The sequence below is a fragment of the Myxococcales bacterium genome (assembly GCA_016712525.1).
Lineage (GTDB): Bacteria > Myxococcota_A > Polyangia > Polyangiales > Polyangiaceae > JAAFHV01.
The window spans coordinates 1,552,739-1,577,873 of sequence record JADJQX010000007.1; the positions used below are offsets into that span (position 1 = coordinate 1,552,739).

Annotated in this window: 17 protein-coding genes; 11 read left to right on the forward strand and 6 right to left on the reverse strand. The window is 69.5% G+C overall.

All coding sequences use genetic code 11. The features are described 5' to 3' along the window. From clpA to IPK71_23675, 4 genes are all read left to right on the forward strand, one after another. Nucleotides 1-2,268: an ATP-dependent Clp protease ATP-binding subunit ClpA gene (gene clpA, locus IPK71_23660; protein MBK8216735.1), complete on the forward strand. Its 2,268-nt coding sequence runs from the start codon at nucleotides 1-3 to the stop codon at nucleotides 2,266-2,268. Between the two features lie 87 nt (nucleotides 2,269-2,355). Beyond that, nucleotides 2,356-3,426: a PA0069 family radical SAM protein gene (locus IPK71_23665; GenBank protein MBK8216736.1), complete on the forward strand. Its 1,071-nt coding sequence runs from the start codon at nucleotides 2,356-2,358 to the stop codon at nucleotides 3,424-3,426. 97 nt (nucleotides 3,427-3,523) lie between these two features. Next, nucleotides 3,524-5,473 carry a M1 family metallopeptidase gene (locus IPK71_23670; GenBank protein MBK8216737.1) on the forward strand — a complete coding sequence of 650 codons (1,950 nt, stop codon included), beginning with the start codon at nucleotides 3,524-3,526 and terminating at the stop codon, nucleotides 5,471-5,473. Then, a complete protein-coding gene (locus IPK71_23675) occupies nucleotides 5,470-6,441 on the forward strand; it encodes a hypothetical protein (protein ID MBK8216738.1) in 972 nt (323 codons plus the stop codon). Before IPK71_23670 ends, IPK71_23675 begins: the two co-directional genes overlap by 4 nt. Nucleotides 6,442-6,521: 80 nt before the next feature. Here the strand turns inward: IPK71_23675 and IPK71_23680 are convergent, their stop codons facing one another. Continuing rightward, nucleotides 6,522-7,976: a glycogen synthase gene (locus tag IPK71_23680; GenBank protein ID MBK8216739.1), complete on the reverse strand. Its 1,455-nt coding sequence runs from the start codon at nucleotides 7,974-7,976 to the stop codon at nucleotides 6,522-6,524. A gap of 56 nt (nucleotides 7,977-8,032) precedes the next feature. On the opposite strand from IPK71_23680, the gene IPK71_23685 reads away from it, so the two are divergent. Beyond that, on the forward strand, nucleotides 8,033-9,082 hold the full coding sequence (locus IPK71_23685) for an RluA family pseudouridine synthase (protein ID MBK8216740.1): 1,050 nt from the start codon (nucleotides 8,033-8,035) through the stop codon (nucleotides 9,080-9,082). A 3-nt stretch (nucleotides 9,083-9,085) separates the two neighbouring features. Here IPK71_23685 and IPK71_23690 read toward each other — a convergent pair whose 3' ends face one another. From IPK71_23690 to IPK71_23700, 3 genes are all read right to left on the reverse strand, one after another. Then, nucleotides 9,086-9,403, reverse strand: coding sequence for a hypothetical protein (locus IPK71_23690; GenBank protein ID MBK8216741.1), 318 nt, complete (start codon nucleotides 9,401-9,403; stop codon nucleotides 9,086-9,088). A gap of 37 nt (nucleotides 9,404-9,440) precedes the next feature. Next, nucleotides 9,441-10,487, reverse strand: coding sequence for a ParA family protein (locus IPK71_23695; protein ID MBK8216742.1), 1,047 nt, complete (start codon nucleotides 10,485-10,487; stop codon nucleotides 9,441-9,443). Nucleotides 10,488-11,614: 1,127 nt separating this feature from the next. Continuing rightward, a complete protein-coding gene (locus tag IPK71_23700; GenBank protein MBK8216743.1) occupies nucleotides 11,615-12,304 on the reverse strand; it encodes a hypothetical protein in 690 nt (229 codons plus the stop codon). Between the two features lie 832 nt (nucleotides 12,305-13,136). Here IPK71_23700 and IPK71_23705 point away from each other — a divergent pair. From IPK71_23705 to IPK71_23720, 4 genes are read left to right on the forward strand one after another with little or no spacing between them, the layout of a single operon-like run. Then, the gene (locus IPK71_23705; protein MBK8216744.1) at nucleotides 13,137-14,066 is read left to right on the forward strand and encodes an alpha/beta hydrolase; all 930 of its coding nucleotides are present in this window, start codon (nucleotides 13,137-13,139) and stop codon (nucleotides 14,064-14,066) included. Further along, entirely contained in the window at nucleotides 14,063-15,100 is a 1,038-nt protein-coding gene (locus IPK71_23710) for an ABC transporter permease (protein ID MBK8216745.1), read from the forward strand. The genes IPK71_23705 and IPK71_23710 overlap by 4 nt, the downstream gene beginning before the upstream one ends. After that, entirely contained in the window at nucleotides 15,097-16,860 is a 1,764-nt protein-coding gene (locus IPK71_23715) for an ABC transporter substrate-binding protein (protein ID MBK8216746.1), read from the forward strand. The genes IPK71_23710 and IPK71_23715 overlap by 4 nt, the downstream gene beginning before the upstream one ends. Next, on the forward strand, nucleotides 16,857-17,858 hold the full coding sequence (locus tag IPK71_23720; GenBank protein MBK8216747.1) for an ABC transporter permease: 1,002 nt from the start codon (nucleotides 16,857-16,859) through the stop codon (nucleotides 17,856-17,858). Before IPK71_23715 ends, IPK71_23720 begins: the two co-directional genes overlap by 4 nt. Nucleotides 17,859-17,875: 17 nt before the next feature. On the opposite strand, the gene IPK71_23725 is transcribed toward IPK71_23720, so the two are convergent. Together IPK71_23725 and IPK71_23730 are read right to left on the reverse strand one after the other, a co-directional pair. Then, on the reverse strand, nucleotides 17,876-20,179 hold the full coding sequence (locus IPK71_23725; protein ID MBK8216748.1) for a response regulator: 2,304 nt from the start codon (nucleotides 20,177-20,179) through the stop codon (nucleotides 17,876-17,878). A 194-nt stretch (nucleotides 20,180-20,373) separates the two neighbouring features. Then, nucleotides 20,374-21,618 carry an SPFH domain-containing protein gene (locus tag IPK71_23730; protein ID MBK8216749.1) on the reverse strand — a complete coding sequence of 415 codons (1,245 nt, stop codon included), beginning with the start codon at nucleotides 21,616-21,618 and terminating at the stop codon, nucleotides 20,374-20,376. Nucleotides 21,619-21,828: 210 nt separating this feature from the next. Here IPK71_23730 and IPK71_23735 point away from each other — a divergent pair, with 210 nt between their 5' ends. Then, a complete protein-coding gene (locus tag IPK71_23735) occupies nucleotides 21,829-22,998 on the forward strand; it encodes a hypothetical protein (GenBank protein ID MBK8216750.1) in 1,170 nt (389 codons plus the stop codon). 235 nt (nucleotides 22,999-23,233) lie between these two features. Next, nucleotides 23,234-25,117: a glycosyltransferase family 39 protein gene (locus IPK71_23740; GenBank protein ID MBK8216751.1), complete on the forward strand. Its 1,884-nt coding sequence runs from the start codon at nucleotides 23,234-23,236 to the stop codon at nucleotides 25,115-25,117. Nucleotides 25,118-25,135 lie beyond the last annotated feature (18 nt).

A 25,135-nucleotide genomic window follows, 5' to 3' on the forward strand; every position in this document is an offset into this window, starting at 1 on the left:
ATGCGCATCAGCCCCGAAGTCGAGATCGCCCTTTCGCTCGCCGCCAACGAGGCCGCGCGGCGGCGCAACGAGCTCGTCACGCTCGAGCACCTTCTCTTCGCGCTCCTCTTCGACGACGCCACGGCCCTCGTGGTCAAGCACGCCGGAGGCGACGTGGCGGCGCTCAAGAAGGCCCTCGAGAGCTTCCTCGACGCCGAGCTCACGGCCGTCCCCGAGGACGACTTCGAGGCCCCGACGGCGTCCCTCGGGGTCCAGCGCGTCATTCGGCGCGCCGACGCGCACGTGCGCTCGTCCGGCAAAGACGAGATCAAAGGGCACAACGTGCTCGTGGCCATCTTCGCCGAGCCCGACAGCCACGCGGTCTCGCTGCTCGAGCAGCACGGGGTCACGCGCCTCGACGTCGTGAGCTACATCTCGCACGGGCGGTCCAAGATCGACCGTGAAGAGTCCCCCGCGTCGGTCGGTCCCGGCCAAGACGACGGCGACGGCCCGAAGCCCGCGCGAGACCCCCTCGCGGCCTACACCACGAACCTCAACGAAGAGGCCAAAAAGTCCCGGATCGACCCGCTCGTCGGCCGAACGAACGAGGTCATGCGCATCGTCCAGGTGCTCGCGCGCCGCAAAAAGAACAACCCCCTCCTCGTGGGCGACTCCGGCGTCGGAAAGACGGCCATCGTCGAGGGGCTCGCCAAGAAGATCGTCGACGGCGACGTGCCCCCGGCCCTGAAAGAGTCCACGGTGTACGCGCTCGACATGGGCGCGCTCATCGCCGGCACGCGCTACCGCGGCGAGTTCGAGGAGCGCCTCAAGGGCGTCGTGAAGTCCCTCCAGGACAAGGAGGGCGCCATCCTCTTCGTCGACGAGATCCACACCATCGTCGGCGCGGGCGCCACCTCCGGCGGCAGCATGGACGCGTCGAACCTCCTGAAGCCGGCGCTCGCCTCGGGCCGCCTCCGTTGCATCGGCTCGACCACGTTCGAGGAGCTCCGACAGCACTTCGAGAAGGACCGCGCCCTCGCGCGTCGCTTCCAGAAGGTCGAGGTCAATGAGCCTTCGGTCGAGGACTGCGTCGCCATCTTGAAGGGCCTCCGGAGCCAGTACGAAGAGTTCCACGGCGTGAGCTACACCGACGAGGCCATCGAGGCCGCGGCGAGCCTCTCGGCGCGGTATCTCCACGACCGCAAGCTCCCGGACAAGGCGATCGATCTGCTCGACGAGGCCGGCGCGGCCATGAAGCTCGAGAAGGGCAAGGGCGCGGTCGTCGGCGTCTCCGAGGTGGAGACCGTGCTCTCGCGCATGGCCCAGATCCCGCCGCGCGAGGTCTCCTCGAACGACAAAGAGAAGCTCCGTAACCTCGCGGAAGATCTCAAAAAAGCGATCTTCGGGCAGGACCACGCCGTCGACCAGCTCGCGAGCGCGATCCGCCTCTCGAGGGCCGGGCTCCGCGCGCCGGAGAAGCCCATCGGGAGCTTCCTCCTCACCGGGCCGACGGGCGTCGGCAAGACCGAGGTCGCGAAGCAGCTCGCGAAGACACTCGGCATCGCGTTCGTGCGCTTCGACATGAGCGAGTACATGGAGCCTCACACCGTGTCGCGGCTCATCGGCGCCCCGCCGGGCTACGTCGGGTTCGATCAGGGTGGCCTCCTCACCGACGCCATCGCCAAGACCCCTCACGCCGTGCTCCTCCTCGACGAGATCGAGAAGGCGCACCCGCAAATCTTCAACGTGCTGCTCCAGGTGATGGACCACGGCAAGCTCACCGACAACAACGGAAAATCGACCGATTTCCGCCACGTCGTGCTGCTCATGACGAGCAACGTCGGCGCGCGTGATCTCGCGAAGCGCGCCGTCGGCTTCGGCGACTCGCGGGTCAGCGGCGACGCCGAGCGCGAGTACAAGCTGATGTTCAGCCCGGAGTTCCGGAACCGCCTCGACGCACGCGTCGCGTTCGCGCCCCTCTCCCCGCACACGATGGGGAGCATCGTCGGAAAGTTCGTGCGCGAGCTCGCGGCGCTCCTCGCCGAGAAGAAGGTCACCCTCGAGGTGACCGAGCGTGCCCGCGAGTACCTCCGCGAGAAGGGCTACGACGAAGAGAACGGCGCGAGGCCGCTCGGCCGTGTGATCCAGGAGGAGCTGAAGCGCCCGCTCGGCGAAGAGCTGCTCTTCGGGCGGCTCGAGAACGGCGGCCACGTCGAGGTCGATCGTGCCGACGATCCCGAGGCCTCCCCCGCCCTCGTCTTCCGCTTCCCCGGCGCTGTACTGAACTAACGAACAGCGCTACGCTCCGGGCGATGACGGTTCGTCACGTCTTCTCTCGGAGCGCCGCGCATCCCGACGCGGCGGGGCACACCTGACGTGCGCCCCACCGAAAAAAACCCGCCGAACCGCTTCTACGTTCGGCACGTCGAGCACGACGACGGGGAGAGCCCCACGGTCCCCGTCACGCTCGTCGACGACGCCTCGAGGACCATCGTCTCCTCGAACGACAGCCCCGACATCGGCTTCCGATACTCGGTGAACCCCTACCGCGGCTGCCTGCACGCGTGCGCGTACTGCTACGCGCGGCCGACCCACGAGCACCTCGGCTACGGCGCCGGAACGGACTTCGATCGCATCGTGGTCGTGAAACGCGCGGCCCCGGAGCTCCTCCGTGAGGCCTTCGAGAAGCGAACGTGGACCGGCGAGCGCGTCGTCTTCTCGGGGGTCACCGACCCGTATCAGCCCGTCGAGCGCGAGCTTCGCCTCACGCGGGGGTGCCTCGAGGTATGTGCACTTTACAAGAACCCGGTCGGCATCATCACGAAGTCCCCGCTGGTCGAGCGCGATCTCGACGTCCTCCGTGAGCTCCGAGGGGCGGCCCACGTCCGCGTGACGGTGAGCATCCCGTTCGCGGATCCGGCCGTCGCGCGTGCGCTCGAGCCGGGCGTGGTCTCCCCCGAGCGGCGCCTCCGGACGATCGCGACCCTCGCCGACGCGGGGATTCCCGTGGGGATAAGCGTCTCGCCGCTCGTGCCTGGCCTCGGGGACGCGGGGCTCGCGGAGCTCCTCGCCGCAGCGGGACGGGCCGGCGCCACCCACACGTTCGCCGTGATGCTCCGCCTCCCGGGCGCCGTGCGCGAGGTCTTCGAGGAGCGCCTTCGCGAGGCCCTGCCGCTCCGCGCCGAGAAGGTCCTCACGAGGCTGCGGGAGATGCACGGCGAGCGGCTCTACGACCCGCGCTTCGGTCACCGACAGCGCGGCTCCGGCCCCTACGCCGAGGCGCTCCTCGCGACGTTCGAGTCGGCCGCCCGCCGAGCGGGGCTCACGACCCGCATGGAGGACGAGCCTGCCTCGACGTTCACGCGCCCGCTCGCGAAGGATCGTGGCCCGCAGCTCTCGCTCTTCGGCTCCTCGCCGCCGAGCGGCTCTCCGACACGGGCGCGTTGAGAGCCACCCGCTCCGCGACGCCGCGGCGCGCGGGTCGAAATCGGCGCGGGCGCCGGAAGGTGCGCCCAAGGGACGTGTTTCGGGGTAAAACCGGGCCATGCGTCACGTGATGAGGCTCACCCTCGCGGCGGCCACGCTCCTCGGTGCGAGCGCCCCCGCCGCGGCATGGGCAGACACGAACGCCCAGGCCCCGGCGCTCGACGTCGCCAGCTACACGATGACGGCGAAGCTCGATCCGGTCGCGCACACCGTGCACGGCGAGGGGACGATCACGCTCAAGAACACGACGTCGGCGACGCTCTCGGAGGTGTGGCTCCACCTCTACTTGAACGCGTTCAAGAACCAGCGCTCCGCGTTCATGAGGGATCCGGTCGGGGGCTTCCGCGGCAGTCAGAAGCCCGCCACGTGGGGCGCCATCGACCTCCGCAAGCTCACCCAGCGCACGGCCAAGGGCCCCGAGGATCTCCTCCCCGCGCTCGAAAAGAGCCGCCCCGGCGACGACGACGAGACCGACGCCAGGGTGCCCCTTCGCGAGCCGCTCGAGCCTGGAAAGTCCCTCGTCCTCGACGTCGTGTGGGACGACACCCTACCTTCGATCGTCGAGCGCACCGGGTTCGACGGGACGTTCCACTTCGTGGGGCAATGGTTCCCGAAGCTCGCGAAGCTCGAGCCCGACGGCACCTTCGCCCACTTCCCCTTCCACCACCTCGCCGAGTTCTACTCCGACTTCGGCACCTACGACGTCACGGTCGACGTGCCCTCGGGGTACCTTGTCGCGGCGACGGGCCCGTCGGTGTCGACGAAGGACGAGGGCGGACGCCACGTCGAGAGGCACGTTCAGGCCGAGGTGCACGACTTCGCCTTCGGTGCGTTCGACACCTTCGAGCGCGCGGACGAGACGCTCGACGGCGTCAAGGTGAGCTTCTTCTACCCACGCGGATACGCCGGGGCGGCCGCGCGCGAACGCGACGCCCTCGCCTTCGCGATCCCCCATTTTCGGAGCCTCTACGGGAAGTACCCCTACGAGACGCTCTCGGTCGTGCACCCGCCCAACAAAGACCGCGAAGCGGGGGGCATGGAGTACCCGACGCTCATCACGACGGGCGGGCCCTGGCACGGGCCTCCGTTCGTGCGCGAGCTCGAGCTCGTCACCATCCACGAGTTCGGCCACCAGTATTTTTACGGCCTGCTCGCGTCCAACGAGGCCAAGTGGCCCTTCCTCGACGAGGGCCTGAACTCCTACGCGGAGGCACGCGCGCTCCGCACCTGGCTCGGGCCCGCGAGCGTCGCCAAGCTCTCGGGGCTCTCGGTGTCGGGCACGACGATCCAGCTCTTCACCGGGCGCATGCACGCGAAGGTCCAGCCCATCGCGCAGCCCGCGGCGGCGTTCGCGTCGGGGCGCGCGTACGGCGGCCTCGTGTACGGACGCACGGCGACGCTCCTCGAGACCCTCGCCCGCGTCTACGGGGAAGACAAGCTCACGGCCGCGCTCGGGGCCTACACGTCGCGCCACCGCATGCGAAACCCCGTCCCCGAGGACCTGTTGGCCGCCATCGGAGAGCACCTCGGCGACGAAGCCCGCGCGCTCACGAGGGCAGCGCTCTTCGACCAAGCCACGATCGACTACGCCGTCGTCGAGGTGGGCTCCCAGCGCCGCACGAAGCCCGCGGGCCTCTTCGACCGCAACGGCAAGCGCGAGACCGAGAGCGGCGCGAGCGAGGACGACTACGAGGGGTACGCGCTCGTCGAGGCACGCGGCACCCTCCAGCTCCCGCTCGACGTCGCCTTCGTCACCGAGGACGGCGCCGAGGTGCGCACCCGCGTCGGCGGCACCATCGAGCCACACGGGCGCATGATCCGTGTACCCTACACGGGTACGAAGGCCCTGCGCGGCGTCGTGCTCGATCCCGAGCAGAAGCTCCTCTTGGACGACGATTTCACGAACAATCACGCCATGATACGAGGCACGCGCGAGGCCCCGCAGAACCACGTCTTCGCCCTCGTGACGACGCTCACCTCCCACCTCGTCTCATGGCTCTCCCCGTGACCGAAGCCACCCCCCCTCGCCCGCCGCGGCTCGTGAAGAGCCTCGTGGCCCTCGTGCTCCTCTACGCGTACGGCGTGCTCGGGGCGGTGCTCGCGGGCGTCCCCCTCGCCGAGGTCACGAGGCTCTACTACGGAGGGCACCCTCGCGGCGACTCCCCGCTCGCCGCGCCGGGCGCGCTCGCCTTGGGCGATCTGCTCCTCGGCAAAGGGGCGGCCGCCCTCTCGGCGGCGCTCCCGACGTCGCTCGTGCTCGTGGTGCTGGTCGCGATCGGAGCCCACCTCCCCTTCGGGGCGCTCGTCACTCACCTGTCCCGCCAGCACGAACGGGGGACGCTGCGCGAGGCCTACGCCCACGCGGCCAAACGCTTCTTCGTGCTCGGCTCCGCGACGGTGCTCTCGCTCGCCGCGCGCGCCGTGGTCGTGGTGCTCGCGGGCCTCGCGGCGGAGGGCGCCTCGTCGGCGGCGCGTGGCCACCTGGACGACCGAGCGGCGGACTACGTCGGCCTCGGGGTCCTCGTCCCGTTCGCGGTGCTCCTCTTCCTCGTCTACGTCGTGACCGATCTCGCCTACGTAGGGGTCGTCGCCCACGACGACTCGCTCCCCCGGGCGATCGTGATCGGCGTTCGAGCCTTGAAAAAGCGGGGAAAGGCGGTGCTCGTCCCCGCGTTCGTGTCCTACGTCGTCGGCATCGGGGCGACCGCGCTCGTCGCTTCGGTGGTCGGCCTCTTCGCGATCGCGGCGCCTCCGGCGGTCCTCTTCCTGTCGCACCAGGCGGCCCTCCTCGTGAAGCTCGTGGCACGGGCCGGGTGGCTCGCGCGCGCGATTCGCCCGGTGATGCCCTCGCCCGTGGCCGACGACGAGCCCCTCTCCATGACCGCCGAGGAGCTCGCCGCCGAGGAGGCCGAGACCAAGAAGGACGCCCGCGGCGAAGAGACGGAGCACGACGAGGTCGCCAAAGACCTCGAGTGACACGCCTCGTGCGGGCGGCGCGCCATCGCACGAGGCGGCGCGCCCCGCAGCGCCTTGGGCTCGGGCTGCGCTAAGCTGCGCTAAGCTGCCGAGGTGGCCGGCCGCGAGAGCTTGCGGTAGAGCGCTTCGTACTGCCGCGCCGAGCGCTCCCACCCGCGGTCGGCCCGCATGACGCGGCGAACGAGCTGAGGGAACGCGCGGTGCTCGCGGGCCGCGAGGGCGCGGAGCACGCAGCCGACGAGCGCCTCTTCGGTCGGTGCGTCGAACGAGAAGCCCGTGCCGGTCTCGAGCTTGGCGTCGCAGTCGACCACCGTGTCGACGAGGCCTCCGACCGCGTGCACGACCGGCAGCGCGCCGTACCGCTGGGCGTAGAGCTGGACGAGGCCACACGGCTCATAACGGCTCGGAACTACGACAAAATCCGCCGCGGCGAAGGCGCGGTGCACCACGGCCTCCGGCGCCGCGCGGACGAACACCGCGCGCCCACGCGACTTCGCCACTTGGGCCGTGACGGCCTCGACCATGGCGTCGTCGCCGTCCCCGCAGATGACGACCTGCGCCTCGCTCGAGCGAAGGATCTTGGGGAGCGCGGCGAGGAGGAGGTCCACGCCCTTCTGCTCGACGAGGCGCCCCACGCTGACGAGCAGCGGCGCTTCGGGCGAGAGCGGGAGGCCGAGCTCTTTCTGGAGGGCGCCCTTGCAGCGGGCCTTCGCGCTCGGATCTTCGGCGTCGTAGCGCGCCGGGAGGTGCGGGTCGGTCGCGGGGTTCCACACCGAGTAATCGACGCCGTTGACGATCCCGGTGACGCGCCCCTTCGCCCGGAGGACCCCGTCGAGCTTGAAGCCCCCCTCGGCGGTCTGGAGCTCGACGGCGTGGCGCGCGCTCACGGTCGTCACGGCGTCGGCCGAGACGATGCCCTGCTTGAGCAGGCTGAGGCTCCCATAGAACTCGAGCCCCGCCACGGTGAAGTCGCTCCACGGGAGGCCGATGTCGGCCATGGCCTCCTTCGGGAAGACGCCCTGGTGGGCGGCGTTGTGGAGGGTCAAGACGGTGCGCGAGGCCTTCACCTTCGCGTCGGCCATGTATTTGGCGGCGAGCGCCGTGGGCCAGTCGTTGAGGTGCACGACGTCGTACGGCGTCCCCTCCTCGGCCCGCTGCTTCGCCACCTCGGCCACGACGCGCGAGAAGATGGAGAACCGCTTGGCGTTCTCCGGATCCTCGGCGCCGGCGGGGCCGTACACGTCCGCGCGCGCGAAGAGCCCCGCGACGTCGACCAAGAGGAGATCGACCTGCGACGAGAGCCGCCCGTCGTAGAGGGTGACCTCCACCGAAGCATCGCCGTGCGCGAGCTTGAGGGGCGTGAGCCTCCGCGCGACGAGGAGCCCACCGGCCTCGAACCCCGGGAACCGGGGCACGACGATCGTGACCTTGTGGCCGAGGCCGCGGAGGGCCTTCGGGAGGGACGAGGCCACGTCGGCAAGACCGCCGACTTTGACGTAGGGGGCGAGCTCGGTCGTCGCGAAGAGGATATCCATCGGGAGCCGTCTTACCACGTGCTCCGGGCGAGGAGGTCGCGTAAGTTTCGGGCGAAATGACGCGCCTACGCGCCAGCGAGACCGAGCTCGTCCGCCCCCCCGAGGTCGAGGAAGGCTCGGTCGTGAGCGTGTTTCGGGTGCCCCCCGAGCTCGCCGGGCAGCGGCTCGACGTCTTCCTCACCCAGGAGCTTCGGCGCACGAGCCGGACACGCGCTCAAGAAATCATCCGAGTGTCTGCATGGGACGACCGCGGCCGCAAGCTCCGGCCGAACGACCGCGTGTTCGCCGAACAGAAGGTGCTCCTCTGGCGACCGGCGTGGGACGAGACCCCCGTCCCGCGCGAGGTGCCGGTGCTCTACGAGGACGATCACCTCCTCGCCGTCTCGAAGCCCGCCGGCCTCCCCGTGCATCCGACGGCGCGCTACCACAAGAACACGCTCATCGTGATGCTCAAGGCCGAGCGCCCGGGCGCGTTCCTCTCCCTCGGGCACCGCATCGATCGCGAGACGAGCGGCGTGCTGCTCGTCACGAAGACCGCCGAGTGCGACCGGCTCCTCAAGAAGGCCTTCGAGGAGCGCTCCGACATCGACAAGACCTACCTCGCGATCACGTGGGGCGTGCCAAGCGAGAGCCCGGGCGGGCAAGAAGCCAAAATATCGAATTTGTTCCGTTTTTCGTGCGGGATGGAGCTCCCCCCGCGCGCCAAGTTCGGCGTCAAGATGGAGGTCTCCGACGCCGAGACCGCGCTCGCGTCGGCGACGCGCTTCGCCGTGAACGAGGTGCGCACGCGGGCCCGGGACGGCGCGCGCTACGCGATGGTCCGCTGCGAGCTCGAGAGCGGCAGGCAGCACCAGATAAGGCTCCACCTCGCGACGCTCGGCAGCCCCATCGTGGGCGACAAGCTCTACGGCCCCGACGACGGGTGCTTCCCGCGCGGGGCCGACGGCGAGCTCACGGACGACGACGAGCGGCTCCTCGAGCTGCCCCGCCACGCCCTCCACGCCCACGCCCTCGCCCTCGACCACCCGGTCACGGGCGAGCGGCTCACCATTCGTGCCCCGCTCCCGGACGATCTCGCCGACTTCTGGGACGGGCTCGCGCGGTGACGGTCACATCCCGCGGGGGATGCGATCGAGATCGACCTGCTCGAGGGCAGCGCGGATGAGCGCGCTCCGCGACGCCTTGGTGACACCTCGGGCCTTCAGCTCGTCGACGAGGGCGTCGAGCTGGGTGAGGTCCTTCGTGTACATCGAGATGCAGATGACCTTGTAGTGCTGAGGCTTCTCTTGCGGCTCGCGGGTCGCGCGCGCCTGGGGGGCGGCCTCGCTACGCGCGTCCGCGGCGTAGAACGCCCCGGAGAGCACACCTTGCACCTCGTCGCCGTCGAGGACGCTCGCCGTCAGGCCATTCGATTCGTCACGGGTCATTGGAAAGCTCCACTCTGCGAAAAGTTCTGGGGGCGCCTCAGGCGTTCGCGGCCATGGGCTGGCTCGCGGGCGAGAAGTCGGCGGGGAGCTCGGCCCCCTTGCCCGTGACGAGCCGCTCGACCACCGCGCGGTAGTCTTCCGAGGCGTTCGACTCGGGCGCGAGCTCGAAGATCGTCTTTCCCTGCGCCGGCGCCTCTTTCACGCGGGTGGCGGCGCGGATCGGGAGCAGGCACTTGTCGCCGAAGTGCTGCTTCAGCGTGTCGACGGCGTCGCGGCAGATACGCGCGCGCGCGTCGTAGAACGTCGGGAGGACCCCGTAGATTTGCACGGGGTGACGGAGGAGGCCGTTCACGTTCTTCACCGTCTTGATCACCTGGCGGACGCCGACGAGCGAGAGGTAGTCGCACGCGACGGGCACGAGGATCCCGTCGGCGAGCACGAGGGCGTTCTGGTTCATGAGCGAGAGCGAAGGCGAGCAGTCGATGACGACGACGTCGTACCCGGCCGTGGCCGCCGCGAGGCGATCCCGGAGGACCCTGTCACGGTTCTGGCGCCCCGCGAGGTAGAGCTCGGCGGCCGCGAGGGTCTCGTTCGACGCGATGAGATCGAGGTTCGGACGCACGGTCACGGCGGCGTCCTCGGCGCGAAGCCCCATCACGAGCACGTGGTAGAGGGTCTTCTCGGGCTTCACGCCGAAGGAGACCGCCACGTTGCCCTGCGAGTCGGTGTCGACGAGGAGGACCTTGAGGCCCTTCTCGGCGAGGCCCGCCGCGATGCTCACGGTCGTCGTGGTCTTACCGGTGCCGCCCTTGTGGTTGAAGATCGCGAGCCTGCGGGGCCCGGCGAAGGGCGCGAGGGGCCGCGCGGGCACGGTCGCCGCCGCGGGGACGACCCCGGACGCCGAGGGCTGGGCCGGCGAAGCCGTCGCGGGCGCCTGGGGCGGTGTGACCGAGGGCGCGACGGGAGGCGCCGCGGGGGTCGGCACGAGGGTCGACGAAAGACCGCGCACCGGCGCAAGCTTGGGGATGCTCACGTGGGCCGAGGCCACGACCGAAGGCTCGGGCGCGAACGTCGGCGGACGCATGGCCGGAACCGGGACGGTCTCGGGCACACGAGCGTCCGGAGCGAGGAGCTGCGCGAGCCTGAGCCCATCGGCCTCGGCGAGGATCTGCGCGCGGCACTCGGCGGTGCACGCGTACTTTCGGGCGCCGCCGGCGGCGCGTACGACCTGGGACACGAGCTCGGGTTGGAAGCGCTTCGCGCAGGCGTCGCACGTCACGCCGCCCGCGAGCTCCCCGCGCACCGAGCGCCCGTGGCATGCCTGCGAGCAGTAAAAGAGGAACCCTCCGTCACGCTCCTCCATCTGGTAGCGGAACTGGACGTCGAATCGCTTGCTGCACACGCTGCACGTTTCGTTCATGCCGGCCATGAAGGTCTCTTTCCTCGTGGAGTCGTCCCGCGCTCGCCCGGCGATACGTGCATCACGCACACGCCTGGCCCGCCCATCCCAGGTGCCAGAGTCGACGGATCCGGGCCAAGTATTCGGCGACGAATAAATCTCGACCACGCGCAATGAGTCACAATTTGCATATTAATAACGAATACTTACGAACAACCTTAGAGATTCGTTCGAGGGCGTTTCGGCGGCGCACGTCGCGAGGAGAGAGAGCGCCGTCGCGCCATCGCCCGGCCACGCACCGCCTCGCCGGAGGGCTCTTGCTGCGCACGGGTTGGTCGACGGATCGGGAGATCGTGGAAGTGCCGGCGAAGATTTTGGGCGGCGCGGGCGCGGGCGAGAGAGCGGAAGTGTCCGGGCACGGGCACGGGCACGGGCACGGGCACGGGCGAGAGAGCGGAAGTGTCCGGGCGCGGACGCGGGCGAGAAATCGGAAGTGTTCGGGCACGGGCACGGGCACGGGCACGGGCGAGAGAGCGGAAGTGTCCGGGCGCGGACGCGGGCGAGAAATCGGAAGTGTCCGGGCACGGGCACGCGAGAGATCCCGGGCTCGCGAGGCCACGGGCTCGAGGCGAGGGGTGGCGGCGGACGTGAGCCCGTCACGATGCCACCCGCTTCCCGCGCGAGCGTCGCGACGTCGAGCCTCGGACCCGACGAAGCGAGGTCGACCCCCGAAATGACGAAACGCGACGAGCGGGAGGGCTCGTCGCGTCGGTCTCGGTTCGGAAGGGATAGGCGCCTTCCGGCAGGCGCGCTCAGTCCGCGTCGGCCTCGAAGGCCTCGGACGTGGTGTCGCCGTCGCTGTCGCTGTCGCCGTCGAGGTCGTCCGAGTCCTCGGACGACTCTTCCTCGTCGTCCTCGTCCTCGCTCTTGGTGAGCACCGGAAGGCGGCGCTTTCCGACGGGCCCCTCGTCGACGTAGTCGCGGAGGGCCGACATGTCCTTGAGCGCCTCGAGCTTGGCGAGGCCCTTCACTTCGACCTGGCGGATGCGCTCGCGGGTGAGGTTCATGATGGCGCCCACCTCTTCGAGGGTGGTGCCGCCGCGATCGGCGACGTCGAGCGCGCACGTCTCGGTCATCTCCCAGACCTCGAGGTCGGGGAAGTTCAGCTTGATGGCGCCGGTCTTGGCCGACACGTCGAGGTAGAGGTGGTGCTTGCACGACACGAAGGGGCACGGGCGCTCGCCGTTCGCGCACTCCGCCCGCGTCCTCGGCCGCTCGACGTCGGCGTCGGGGTACATCATTCGCCCGAGCTCGAGCTCGCGCTTGGTCATGCGCTTCACGCTGATGGTGCGCGCGCGCACGTCACGCTTGCGACGCGACCGCCGCTGCTCGCGCGTCACGACCTCGGCGTCTTGCGCCACGGCGACGGGGGCGAGCGCCAGAGCTCCCTCGGTCGAAAGCTCGTTGTCGTCGGTGCCCGTCGTGTCGAGCTCGCTGTCCATCTTCGCGTCCATCGTCTCGTCCTCCCGAAAAGAAAAAACCAGGTGGCGCGCGGGCTCGGACCCCGCACGCGCACGTATCCCCCCGACGTCGTGCAGGCCGCCTCGCCTACACTCCGCCACCTCGTCACCCGTGACCCTTCGTTGCGCGACCTCGTGCTCTCGCCGAGGACGCACCCCTACGCCCGCCCTACCGCTGCGCGTCTCGTCCCTCCGGGCCCTGCGTCGCCGCAAAGCCTCGAGGCCCCGAAACGGCCGCGATGAGCACTCGTGCACACGAAGAACGAGGAGGCCGTGGCCCCATCGCAGGTCGGACCCCTCGAGGCCTCTCCCAGTCTTCGTTATGATCCCGAGGGCCTAGGCACCGCTCGCGCGGGGTTCGGTCGACGGGGGTACAGCGGGCCTGGCGGTGTCTCGCGATGCGTTTCGCAGAGGGAGACACGCCGGCGACTATCGAACGGCCCGGACTGTAAACCGCGGCGGATCACGGGGTCAATCCATCGAGTCGCAAAAACTTGAGCGATTCCATAATGGAACTGAAAACCATGGGTTGGACCATGGGCATGACAAACAATGTCACACCTCGGGGCTTCCATGAACCCCTATGGAAGCCAAGCATGGAATTCGAAAAGGCACGCGTTCGCGGAAGTCCACGACCCTGCGGCGTTTTTCCCCTCCCGAAAGGGTAGTCCGACCCACCTGTAGGATGCAAACTTACCGCAGCCCCTTCCGGGGAAGCCCTCGAACCTGTGGTAGCGTCCGTGGTCATGCGAGCGCGACTTCGCCCGTGTTTCTCGGGTTTTTTCCCTAGGAGCTTTCGTGCCGGGGGGCCTCGGTGAGCGCCGCGGCTCCTGCGGCCACGCTGCGCGACGTGCTCGCACGCGGCGCGAGGGTGCGCTTCGTCGACGAGGGCGAGGGCGCGCCCCTCCTGCTCGTGCACGACTTCCTCTCGAGCCACCTCGAGTGGGATCACGTGCGCCCGCTGCTCGTGTCGCACGCGCGTGTGATCGCCGTCGATCTGCCGGGTTTCGGCGCGAGTGAGGCCCCCGACCGCGCGAAGTACCGGTACACGTTCGACGGCTTCGCCGAGTCGATCACCGACCTCGTGTCGGCCCTCGAGCTCGGCCCCGTGACCATCTGCGGGCGCGGCATGGGCGGCGCCGTGGCGCTCACGTTCGCCGCGAGCCACCCGGATCTCGTCGAGCGTGTCGTGCTCGTCGCGCCGCACGTGTACCCGTCGAGGGTGCGCTTCTTCGAGCGCCTCGCCGAGGTGCCGTTCCTCGGCCCGCTCCTCTTCAAGCAGGTCTACGGGCGAGGTTTCCTGCGAGCCTACCTCGGGGGTAGCCGAGGCCCCCACGCAGCGGCTGCGGCGGCGCGCCTCGAGACGCACCTCGGTCGGTTCGACGCCCCCTCCACGAGGCAGGCCGCCTACGAGACCCTCCTCGCGATGCTCGACACACGCCCGATCGTGGCCAAGGTGCCGCGTGTGCAAGCCCCCTGCCTCGTCGTGTGGGGGCGAGACGACCCGCGAGCGCCCGTGGAGCTCGGGAGGAAGCTCACACGCGAGCTCCGGCGCGCGCGCCTCGAGGTGGTCGAGAGCGGGCACTCCCCCGCCGAGGATCGGCCGGACGATCTCGCGCGTCACGTCCTCGACTTCCTCCGCACCGATCGCCGCGATCTCGAGGCTGGGCCGAGGTCCTCGCGTCCCCCGCGCGTGTCCGTGCGGCGCGCCCCCGCGTCGACGAAGAAAGGCGAGCTCCCTTGAGCCCGCGGCTCGAGACCTTGAAGAAGAGCGGCCCGTTTCGGCTCGGTCTCGGCATGGTCCTCGCGCTCGTCGTCTTCTCCGTCGTCGCGCCGTGGCTCTCCCCCCACGACGCCACGACCTCCGAGTTCGAGCGCGCCGTCGGGCCCGACGGGCCGGTCGGTCCCTGCCTCGCCTTCCCCCTCGGCGCCGATCGCCTCTACCGCGACGTGCTCGTGCGGCTCGCCATCGGAGGACGGATCTCGCTCGGCATCGGCGTCGCGGCGACGGCCATCGCGACGGTCCTCGGCACGGTCGTGGGCGTCGTCTCCGGGTACTTCGAGGGCTCGCGGGGCGCTCGTATTCCCTACGGAGTCGCCGTCGTCGCGCTCGGCTTCAGCGCGACGTTCGTGTACGGGCCGGAGGGCTTTTCGAGGCTCATGTCCTCGCACCACGGCCTCCCCCTCGTCCTCGGGCTCACGGCCCTCGCCGCGCTCGTGTACGGGCTCCGAGGGCGGCCCGGTTTCGACGTCGGGCTCGACACGGTCCTCATGCGCGTCGTCGACGTGGGGCTCGCCTTCCCTTTCCTCTTGCTCGTGCTCGCGATCGGCTCCGTCTTCGAGAGGACGAGCGCGACCACCATCCTCTTGACGCTCGGCCTCTCGGGCTGGCTCGGGATCGCGCGCGTCGTCCGCGCGAAAACCATCGCCGTGAAAGGCGAGGAGTTCGTCCACGCCGCGCGCGCCCTCGGCCAGAGCACCCCGAGGATCTTGGCCCTGCATATCCTGCCGAACGTGTCGGGCCCCGTCGTCGTGTTGTCGACGCTCTCGGTCGCGCAGATGATCGTCGCCGAGAGCGCCCTCGGCTTCCTCGGGGTCGGCATCTCACCTCCGACCCCGACGTGGGGATACATGCTCTTCGAGGGGCAAGACGTGCTCCAGCACGCACCGTGGCTCGTCGCCGCTCCATTCGCCACGATCCTGCTCGCGGTGCTCGGCTTCAACGTTCTCGGTGAAGGGCTCCGCGAGGCGCTCGATCCACGAAAGGCCAAACGTTGAGCACGCCCACGCCACGACGCCGAGCCCTCGGGTGGGCCGCGAAGGTCACGGCAGGCGCGAGCATTTCGCTCCTCGCGACGCTCGCCCTCCCGAGCGTGGGCTGCCGAGGGGGGCTGCCGAAGCCGATCGAGGGCGCGGGCAACGAGGAGGGCTCACCGCGGCGAGGCGGCGTGCTGCGTCTCTCGAGCTTCGGGGACATCCGAGGCCTCGACCCGGCGAACATCGCCGACGGCCTCGTGTCGACGCTGCACCAGCTCCTCTTCGCGGGGCTCGTCGACTTCGACGAACGAGGGGAGATCGTGCCCCGCCTCGCCGAGCGCTTCGAGCGCTCGGACGACGGCACCGTCTACACGTTCTTCCTCCGCAAGGGCGTCGTCTTCCACGACGGGGAGCTCCTCCACGCCGACGACGTCAAGCGCTCGATCGAGCGCGCCCTCCACCCCTCCGCGCCGAACCCGTACGCCTCGTTCTTCGGCTCGATTCGAGGCTACAAGGCGTTCTCCGAGGGCAAAGCCGATTCGCTCGAGGGGGTCCGTGTGCTCGGCGATCTCGTCGTGTCGATCACGCTCGACGCCCCCGACTCGACCTTCCTCCCCCTCCTGGCGATGCAGGTCCTCCGCCCGGTCTGCAAGAGCACGGGCGCACGCTACCGCGACGGCGCGCCGGCATGCGGCGCCGGGCCGTTCAAGCTCGCGAAGGGCGGGTACGTGAGAGGGCAGAGCGTCACCCTCGAGCGTCACGACGCGTACTACGAGCCCGGCAAGCCCTACCTCGACGGGGTGGTCTTCCAGTTCGGGGTGAGCCCGTCCTCGGCCAAGCACAAGTTCCTCACGGGCGAGCTCGACACCCTTCGCGACATGACCCCGGGCGACATCCTCGCCTTCACCCGGGACCCCGCGTGGGCGCCGCTCACGACCTACGAGCGGGAGCGCCAAATCATGGGCGAAGCGATGAACACCGAGCTTGCCCCGTTCGACGACGTCGAGGTGAGGCGCGCCGTCGCGTGTGTGCTCGATCGCTCCCACTACGAGCTCGTGAAGCCCGTCACGCTCCGCGCCGCGCCGCGTGCGATCCCCCCGGGCACCCCCGGCTACGACGAAACCGATCCCGGCCAGCCGACGAGCCTCACAGAGGCCCTCGAGCACATGCGGCGAGCGGGCTATCCCTATGATCCCATTACAAAAACGGGAGGATATCCGCACGTCGTCCCGTACACGACGTACCGCCAAGGCGTGAGCGAGTACACGGCCCAAGTGTTCGCCCAAGAGGTCGCGAAGATCGGGATTCGTGTCGACATTCGGCTCGTCAGCTACCCGGCCTACCTCGCACAAATCGGGAGGCGGAAGAAGGTGGCGGTGGGCCCGTGGGGGTGGTCCGAAGACTACCCGGACGCCATCGACTTCCTCGAGTCCTTGTTCCACTCGAAGGGCATCGCCGACGAGGACGCGAGCAACGTGTCGTTCTATTCGAGCCCCACGTTCGATGGTCTCGTCGACCGCGCCAAGCGGGAGCTCGATCCTTCGCGACGACGCGAGCTCGTGGGGCGTGCGGTCCGCCAAGTCTACGACGACGCCCCCTTCGCCTTCGCGTACTCGGTGCGGTTCGTCGACGTGAGGCAACCCTACCTCCGCGGATACACCCCCCACGCCGTGTGGCCGCGCAACGTCGCCTTCGCGTGGCTCGATCGCAAGGCGAGGACGTCGCTTTCGGGTCGGGAGCCGCGGCTCGTGTCGCCGCTCGGGAGCCTCGTCGGCCCATGAGCCGCCCCTCGGCCTCCGCGAGGATCGCCCACGGGCTCGTGGTGCTCCTCGCCACGGTGACCCTCACGTTCGTCGTGAACGACGTGCTCCCGACCGACCCGGCGCGCATGGTCGCGGGCGCGCAGGCGCGACCCGCCGAGGTCGAGAAGGTGCGGCGCGAGCTCGGCCTCGACGCCCCCATCGGCGTGCGCTACGCGCGTTTTCTGCGGCGCCTCGTGCACGTCACGCTCCCGCGCGACGCAGGCTCCCACGAGACGTGCGGGGCCATCGGGCCGGTCCACCTCGATCTCGGGAAGAGCTACCAGCAGCGCCGCCCGGTGGTCGCCATCGTGGCCGAGCGGCTCCCGCGTACGCTGATGCTCGCGCTCGCCGCCGTGCTCCTCCAAGCCACGGTGGGCGCCGCGCTCGGCGTCTATGCGGCGAGGTACGCGCGAACGGCGAAGGACCGCGTGACCGTGGCGTCGACGTTGCTCGCGACGAGCGCGCCGACGTTCATGACGGGGCTCGTGCTCCAGGCCGTGCTCGCCAAGTGGGCGAGGGTGCTCCCCCTCGACGGGTTCGGGACATCGCCGCTCGAGCACGCCGTGAGCGTCGTGCTGCCGGCGCTCACCCTCGGCCTCTACGGCGCTGCGGTCTACACACGCATCACCCGAGACGAGATGGTCACGGCGCTCGGCCACGACTACGTCCGGACGGCACGCGCGAAAGGCCTCGGTAACCTCGGGGTGCTCAGGCACGCGTTCCGCAACGTCCTCGTCCCGCTCGCGACGATCGTCGCGCTCGACACCGGCGCGCTCGTGTCCGGAGCTGCGGTGACCGAGACGCTCTTCCGCTGGCCTGGCCTCGGTCAGCTCGCCGTCTCCGCGCTCGTCGACCGCGACGGACCGGTCCTCATGGGCACCGTGCTCGTCACCTGCGTCGGCGTCGTTTTATCGAATATTTTCGCAGACTTGGCCATAGGCCACCTCGACCCGCGCACCCGCGGAGGCAAAGGCTGACGAGGCCCGACGAGGCCTTACTCGCCGAGCAATGCCTTGCACTCGGCGGCGCCCGCGCCCGCGGCCTTCGCCACGCACGAGCGGTACGCGTCCTTCGCGTCCTTGGGTTGGCCGAGCGCCTCGTAGGAGGCGGCGAGCGTGAGCCACGCCTCGGCGTTCCCAGGCTCGCGCACCGTGATGCGATGCGCGACCGCAGCCGCCTTTCCAGGCTGACGTAGCTCGAGGAGCCGCTGGGCCTTCCCGAGCTCGGTCGTCTCGGGTGGCAGGCTCGGCGCGGAGGCGTCGACGCGCCCCACCGCGCTGGGCTCGTGCGTGGAGCCGTCGAGACCCGGCGAGACCCGAGGGGCCGTGGCCGAAGGTTCGATGGCGGCCGTAGAGGGGGTCGGCGGCGTCGGGGCCGACGGGGAGGCGCCCGTCGTCACGGGGACGGACGTGGACCGCGAGACGTCGGCGCTGGACGCATCCGCCGTCACCGAGAGCCCCTCGGCCGTGTCGTGGGACCCTCGCACGCATTTCCTCGCTCCGACGGCGAGCACGAGCACGGTCACGATGACACCGACGAGCGCCTTCACGACCGCCGGGCCTTCGATTCGGGACACGGGCGGCGAGATCTCCTCGTCGTCGTCGGCGTCGTTGGGAGCGGGCGGAGGGAACGTGGACGCGGCCCTCCGACGCGACGGCGCCGTGTCTTCTTCGGCGAGCATCTTCCGACGCGACGGGGCCGTGTCGTCCTCCCCACGCAACGCCCCGGAGGAGACAGGCTCGGAGATCGCCTCTTCACCCGCCACGAGCACCTTCGGCTCGAACGCCTCGGAGCGACGTGACGGCGGTGGGTGAGCCTTCGCGTCGAGGCGCTGCGGAGGCTCGCTCGGGGGCTCGACGGCCCTCACGGCCGGGAGCACGCGGTCGTCGAGCCCCGGCACGGGGGTCACCTCGATCGGCACCTCCACCGCCTCGACGGGCTCGGAGGGCGGAATGGCGAGCAGCACGGGAGGAGGAGCCGGAATGCTCGGCGTGACCCGGGGGACCTCGCGCGTCTCGTCGCCCGACGGAGGGGACGACGGATCCGGGTCGACGATCGCGCGCACGGTCGAAACGTCCTCTGGCGACGCCGACACGGGGACGCTCGCCGCGAGGCCACGCAACGTCGACGCGTCGCGCTCGTCCGAGACGAGGGGCTCGGACGAGGGCTCGTGAGATGGCGAAGAGAGCGTGTCGGGAGAAGAAGGCGCCGCCTGCGGCACGACCACGTCGGGCTCGTGATGGGGAGGAGGGTTGGTCCTCACCTCGGGCAGGCGGCTCGGCTCGTCGACCACGGCCGGCGGCCCAGGAGTTCCGGGGACGAACGGCTCGGTATTTCGCGTACCTTTCGCGAGCACGAGGAGCCCCTCGAAGTAGAGCTTCGAGAGCGTCGAAATGGTGGAGAGGTCCTCGAACGGGGACTCCTCGATGACCTCGAGGGTCGTGCGCTTCCCGTCGACGAGCCGCAGGATTCCGTTCACCTCGTCGGGGATCTCGCCGATGCGCGCCGCGAGCTCCTCGTGATCGACCTCGAGCGCGCGATCGAGCGGAGGGAGCTGCTCGGTGATCCGGCTCCACTCGTCGAGGCGCCGCATGCCCTCCATGAGGATGCCTTGCGTCGACGACTCGATCACGTCGGGCCGGGCCACGGGCTCGAAGCTCACCTCGAACGACGCCTCGTTCCAGGTCAGCGCGCGGTAGATCGCCTCCTCTCCGGAGAGGCTTCCGAGCTCGGCGTCGACCACCTTGCCCTCTCGGAAGTAGATGTGCGCCGCCCGGAGCCCCGCTCGAAGGTGGACGATGCCGGTCTTCCGCGAGACCTCGAAGGTCTGGAGCAGATCGACCACGGTCATGTCCGCGATGGATCCCGAAAAGTGAGTCTTTGCGGAGGTTTGCGCGGGCCTCTGCATCGCCATCGTGTCCTTCTCGCGCCGCGCGAGGAGGAGCTGGACCCGCGCGAGCAGCTCGCGCACGAAGATGGGCTTCGTGAGGTAGTCCTCGACGCCGAGCTCGAGGCCCCGAATCTTGTCCTCGACCGAGCGCTGGCTCGTGAGGAACACCACGGGGATGCGCGCCCACTCGGGGCGCTCCTTCAGGCGACGGACGAACGCATACCCGTCCAGCTTGGGGAGCTTGGTGTCCGAGAGCACGAGATCCGGAGGCGAGCTCTCGACGTGACGAAGCGCCTCCTCGCCGTCGTTCGCGACGGTGACGTTGTAGCCCGCCTTACGGAGGCTCACCTCGAGCACGCGAAGGCTGCGTGCGTCGGCGTCGACGAGGAGGAGCTGTTCCTTGGCCATGGGTCGCGCGTAGGATGCGGATGTGCGCGCGCCCGGTCAAGGAACCGGCGCTCCCTCGCCGAGCACCAGAGGCTCCGCGAACAAAAAGGCGCGGAGGGAGCGGCGCTCGGCCACCCCCTCCGCTTCGGTGCACTTCACGAAGTGCTTCGTGAACGGGCACGAGGCCCGACGGCGGACCTCGTCCTCGCTCGCCCTCAGCCCGCCTTCGTCCCGCAGTTCGCGCAGAACTTCGCGCCCGCGGCGAGGAGGGTGCCGCAGCCCGTGCAGTTCTTGGGAGCTTGCGGGAGCCCGGTTCCGCAGTTCGAGCAGAACTTGCCGGCCGCCTGTTTGAATTGGCACGCGCCACAGGTCACGAGCACCCCACCGGCGCTGATCGACGCAGGCGGAGGCGGAGGCGCCCCCATCATGCCCTGGTTGAACTGGCCCGCCATCATGTTGCCCATACCGACGCCGACCGCCATGCCAGCGCCTGCGCCGGCGAGACCATCGCCCATGCCGTGCGCCGCCATACCCTGCCCCGCACCGATCATGGCTTGGCCGGCGGCGTACGCGCCGAAGTTCCCGCCCGCGAGCTGGTTCACGTAGCGGGCGTCCTGGTTGAACTTCTGGTCGAGCGAGAACTGGTTGGCCTGCGCATCGGCCGCGGCACCCGCGATCGCGATCTGCTTCTTGCGGACCTCGCGCTGCGCGTCGGCGAGCTCCTTCACGGCGGCGCGGAGCTCCACCATGTGCTCTTCGGGGATGTTGGGGTCGATCTTCCCCATCTCCGTGATGCGGATGCCGATGTCGTTGAGGGCGGGCGCGCGCGTGACGAACGCTTGCGCGAGGCGCTCCTTGTTGTTGATGACCGAGAGGATGCTCTTCTGCTCGGCCTCGGCCAGCTCGCAGAGGACCGTGCCCACCGAGTTGATGAACTTGCCCTTCACCCACTGGAGGATCTGGTCGTTGTCTCCGGCGGCGGCCTGACCCGAGTACCCCACGATGAACCGCACCGGGTCCGTCACGACGACGGAGAACTCGCCGAAGATGCGGATGGGGACCTGCAGGCCCGTGCCCGGGTCGACGATCTCGCCGGCGGGACCGCCGAACGGGATGCTGCGCACCGGCACGGTCTTCACGAAGAAGATCTCGCTGATGAACACGTTGCCGCCCGTGAACTGGTTCACGATGCTGCCGAGGAACGGGATGTTCTGCGTGTGCATCGTGTGGCGCCCGGGAGGGAGCACGCCGACGACTCGCCCGTCTTTGAAGAACACCGCGCACTCGTCGCTGTCGATCGTCAGCTGCGAGTACATGGGGAAGTTCTGATCGGGGTGCTTGTAGACGATGAGATGCTTCAGATGATCGGGGCGCGCGATCATCATCTGGCTCACGTTCTTCTGGACGAAATCGAACACTCCCATCGTGTCTTTTGCCTCCTCGCTCAGGCCGTTCGCCACGAGCCTCCCCAAGATAAAGCGGTCCGACGAACTCCGCTACCGCATCGCATCCCGGATCGACGCGTGCCCGACATTTGGCACAAAACCAATGACTTTCGAATACTTACACAACCACCCCTCGACGAGAGCCGGCCGGGGCACGACCTCGGCGCGGTGGGTCGACGTGGGGTCCTTCTCGCTTCGGGCCCTTTCCGAGATAGATTCGGCGGGGTGATCGAACCCGTCGACGTCGCGACCCTCCCCGGCCCTGCCCAGAAGATCCTCGACCCGCAAGGTCCCGCGCCGCTCAAACAAATGGCGGCCAAGGGCGTCGTGCCCGGCCTCAAGCCGGGCGACGTGGTCACGGTGGTGGCCTTGCTCGCGGAGAGCGCGGACGCGACCGTGGCGAAGACGGCGCGCGAGACCTTCGGCAAGCTGCCGAAGCCGCTCGTCGCGGGCGCCATCGGCGGTGATCTCCACCCGTGGGTGCTCGATCGCCTCGTCACCACCTACGCGGACGACTTCGCGTTCGTCGGCCAGTTCCTCCAGCACAAGTCGCTCTCGCTCGAGACGGTCGTGGCGCTCGCCGCGGTCGCGAACGAGGCCGTGACCGAGCTCATCGCGACGAACGAAGAGCGCATGCTCGAGTGCCCGGCGATCATCGAGAAGCTCTACTTGAACAAGTCGACGCGCATGTCGACGTCCGACCGCATCCTCGAGCTCGCCGTCCGCCACAAGCTCGAGCTCCACGGGATCGCCGCGTTCAAGGAGGCCGCAGCCGCCATCGCGCAGGAGCTCATCCCCGAGCCCACGACCGAGCGCACGTTCGACGACGTCCAGTTCGACGACGCGGCGAAGGTCGCCAAGGAGACGAAGCTCGAGGGCGACGAGGACACGCACGTCGTCGACGAAGCCACCGGAAAAGAGGTGGTCACGGAGAAGGCGCGCACCCTCAGCGCGATCTGGGCCGATCTCCGGCCGCCGGCCAAGATCCGCCTCCTCCAGCTCGGCATCGACTCCTTGAAACGCGACAACATCGAGCTCGAGGGCTCGGCCGATTCGTCTGCCGTGCGCATGCTCGGGGTCCGCGACCCGAACCCGCTCGTCGCCGTGGCGGCCGTGAAGTCCCCAGGGATCACCGAGAGCGAGATCGGTCGCATCGCCACCATGCGAAACGTGAGCGAGGACGTGCTCCGCGTGATCGCCATGAACCGCGACTACACCCGCTCGTACACGATCAAGCTCGCGCTCACGGCGAACCCACGTACCCCGTTCGCCTTCGCCTCGCAGTGGGTGCTCCACCTCCGCGAGACCGACCTACGTCACCTCGCGAAGAGCAAAGACGTCGCCGGGGCCGTCCAAACGGCCGCCAAGAACCAGCTGATGCGCAAGGGGAAATAGGGGATACACGCCCACATCGGCGCTTCGGGGACGGCGCGCTGCCCGGCCGGTCTCGAAGCGGGTGCGCCCGGTGCTTCGTCGGGCTCGCGGGCAGGTCCTGCTCGCTCGCGAATTTTCCCGCATTTCGGGGCCGTCGAACGCGCGAAGGGCGCAAATCATCGGTTGACCTCCTCACCCCTCCTCTCGTAAGTCCCGGTTCGCGCCGTCTCCGTGGCAGGCGCACCCGAGGAATGGCGTGAAATCGTTCGAAGGTCGCTCCCGATTCTTGCCGCAGATCGCTCTGTGGATCGGCATCGCCTCGATCGCCGCGGTACACGGGCCGCTCATCGGGTACCGAACCTTCGCGAACGTCGACGAAGCCTACGCCGGCGCCCTCGCGAGCCGCATCCTCGACGGGCACAAGCTCTACGTGGGCGCGGTGAGCCAGCGCGGCCCGCTCATGTACTACGTGTACGCGGCGATCGCGTGGCTCCACGGCTGGGACAACATCGTCGCGCTCCGGCTCTGGGCCCTCGCGGTCGCGCTGCTGAACCTCTACGCGGTGTACGTCCTCGCGAAGGCCATGCTCCCGAAGGCGGGGGTCGTCGTCGCGACGCTCCTCATGGCCTACGCGCTGTCGTTCGGGGTGCCGCCGTTCGACGGGCTCGCGCTCCACGGAGAGCTCCTGCAGCTCCCGGCGCTCACGTTCGGCTGCCTCGTCGGGGCCATGGCCCTCCGAAGCTCCCCGGAGACGAGGCGGCGCCTCCTCTTCGGCTCAGGGATCCTGTTCGGGATCGCCGTCGCGATCAAGCAGAGCGCCGCGCTGCATCCTGCGGCCCTCGCGGTCTGGATCTACGCCGACGCGCGACGAAACCGCGTACCCCATCGCCGCTGGATCACCGACACGGCGATCCTCTTCGCCGGCGTGCTGCTCCTCCCGCTGGGGTTCCTCGTGCACTCGGCGGCGCAGGGGACGCTCAAGGAGTTTTACTACTACACGGTCGTCTACAACCGCGACGTCCACCTCCGTCCGACGAAGAAGCTCTTCCCGCTCCTCACCCCCTTCTTCCTCCGCCTCACCGAGCAGACCGGGTACTTCGCGACGCTCGCGGGCGTCGCGGCGGTCGTGCTCCCAGCGGCCGCGCGGCGACTCCGGCGGAGCGTCGTGCTGCGGAGCCTCTCCCCCCTCCTCCGGGGCTTCGGCCTCCGCGCGTACCTCGTGCTGAACCTAGCGCTCGCCGTCGCGTCGGCTTCCGCGCTCTACCGGTTCTTCCCGCACTACTTCGTGCAATCGCTCCCGTTCCTCGCGCTCTCGGCCGGGGCCCTCCTCTCCCCCCTGTTCTCACGCCAGCGCTACGCTCGGGCGTTCCGTCACCTCACGGTGGGTGCGCTGGTCATGCTCCTTCTGTGCGCCACGCTCGGGACGGTGTTCGGCGAACGTGTCGACGGGCGGGTCACCCACGATCGCACGCCGCAGCTCTGCGGGCAGGTCATCGCCGCGACCACGAAGCCCGAGGACCGCATCTTCGTCTGGGGCTTCTCGCCTTGGATCTATCAGTATGCCCACCGAAAGCCTGCGGGGCGCTTCGTCTTCGAGACGTACGTCACGGGATTCGTCCCCTGGTTCTGGGACCGCCTCGACCTCGAGAAGGCGCGCATCGTCCCTGGTAGCGTCGAGGCTCTACTCGACGACCTCGACCGGGAGAAGCCGGCGATCGTGGTCGACGCGGGCAGCGTGATGATGGCGCGGCCCATGCGGACGTACGAGAAGCCCGGGAAGTGGCTCGTCGAGAACTACTGCTTCGAGATGCGCATCGCCGCGTTCGATCTCTACCGCCGCAAGGCGCAGAAAGGCGATGCGTGCCCGCAGCCCTACCTGCCGCTCGCGTACGAGGCGGTGAACTGGAACGGCACGCCGATGGGCATCCCCGTGCCTCGGTCGTACGACCGCACGAACGAGCGTCACCTGCCGTACGGCAACTTCATGAAGCCCATTTGGTTCTCCGAAGGGCCGAGGCCTCCGGACGTGGTCTTCGAGGTGGCGCGAGACAAGACCGCCGAGAAAGAGGAGCGCGAGGCCGAGCGCGACGGCTTCCATATCCCGAAGTACACCGAGCAGAAGGCTCGCCCGGTCGAGTGAGCGGCGAGGCTTCGGCGC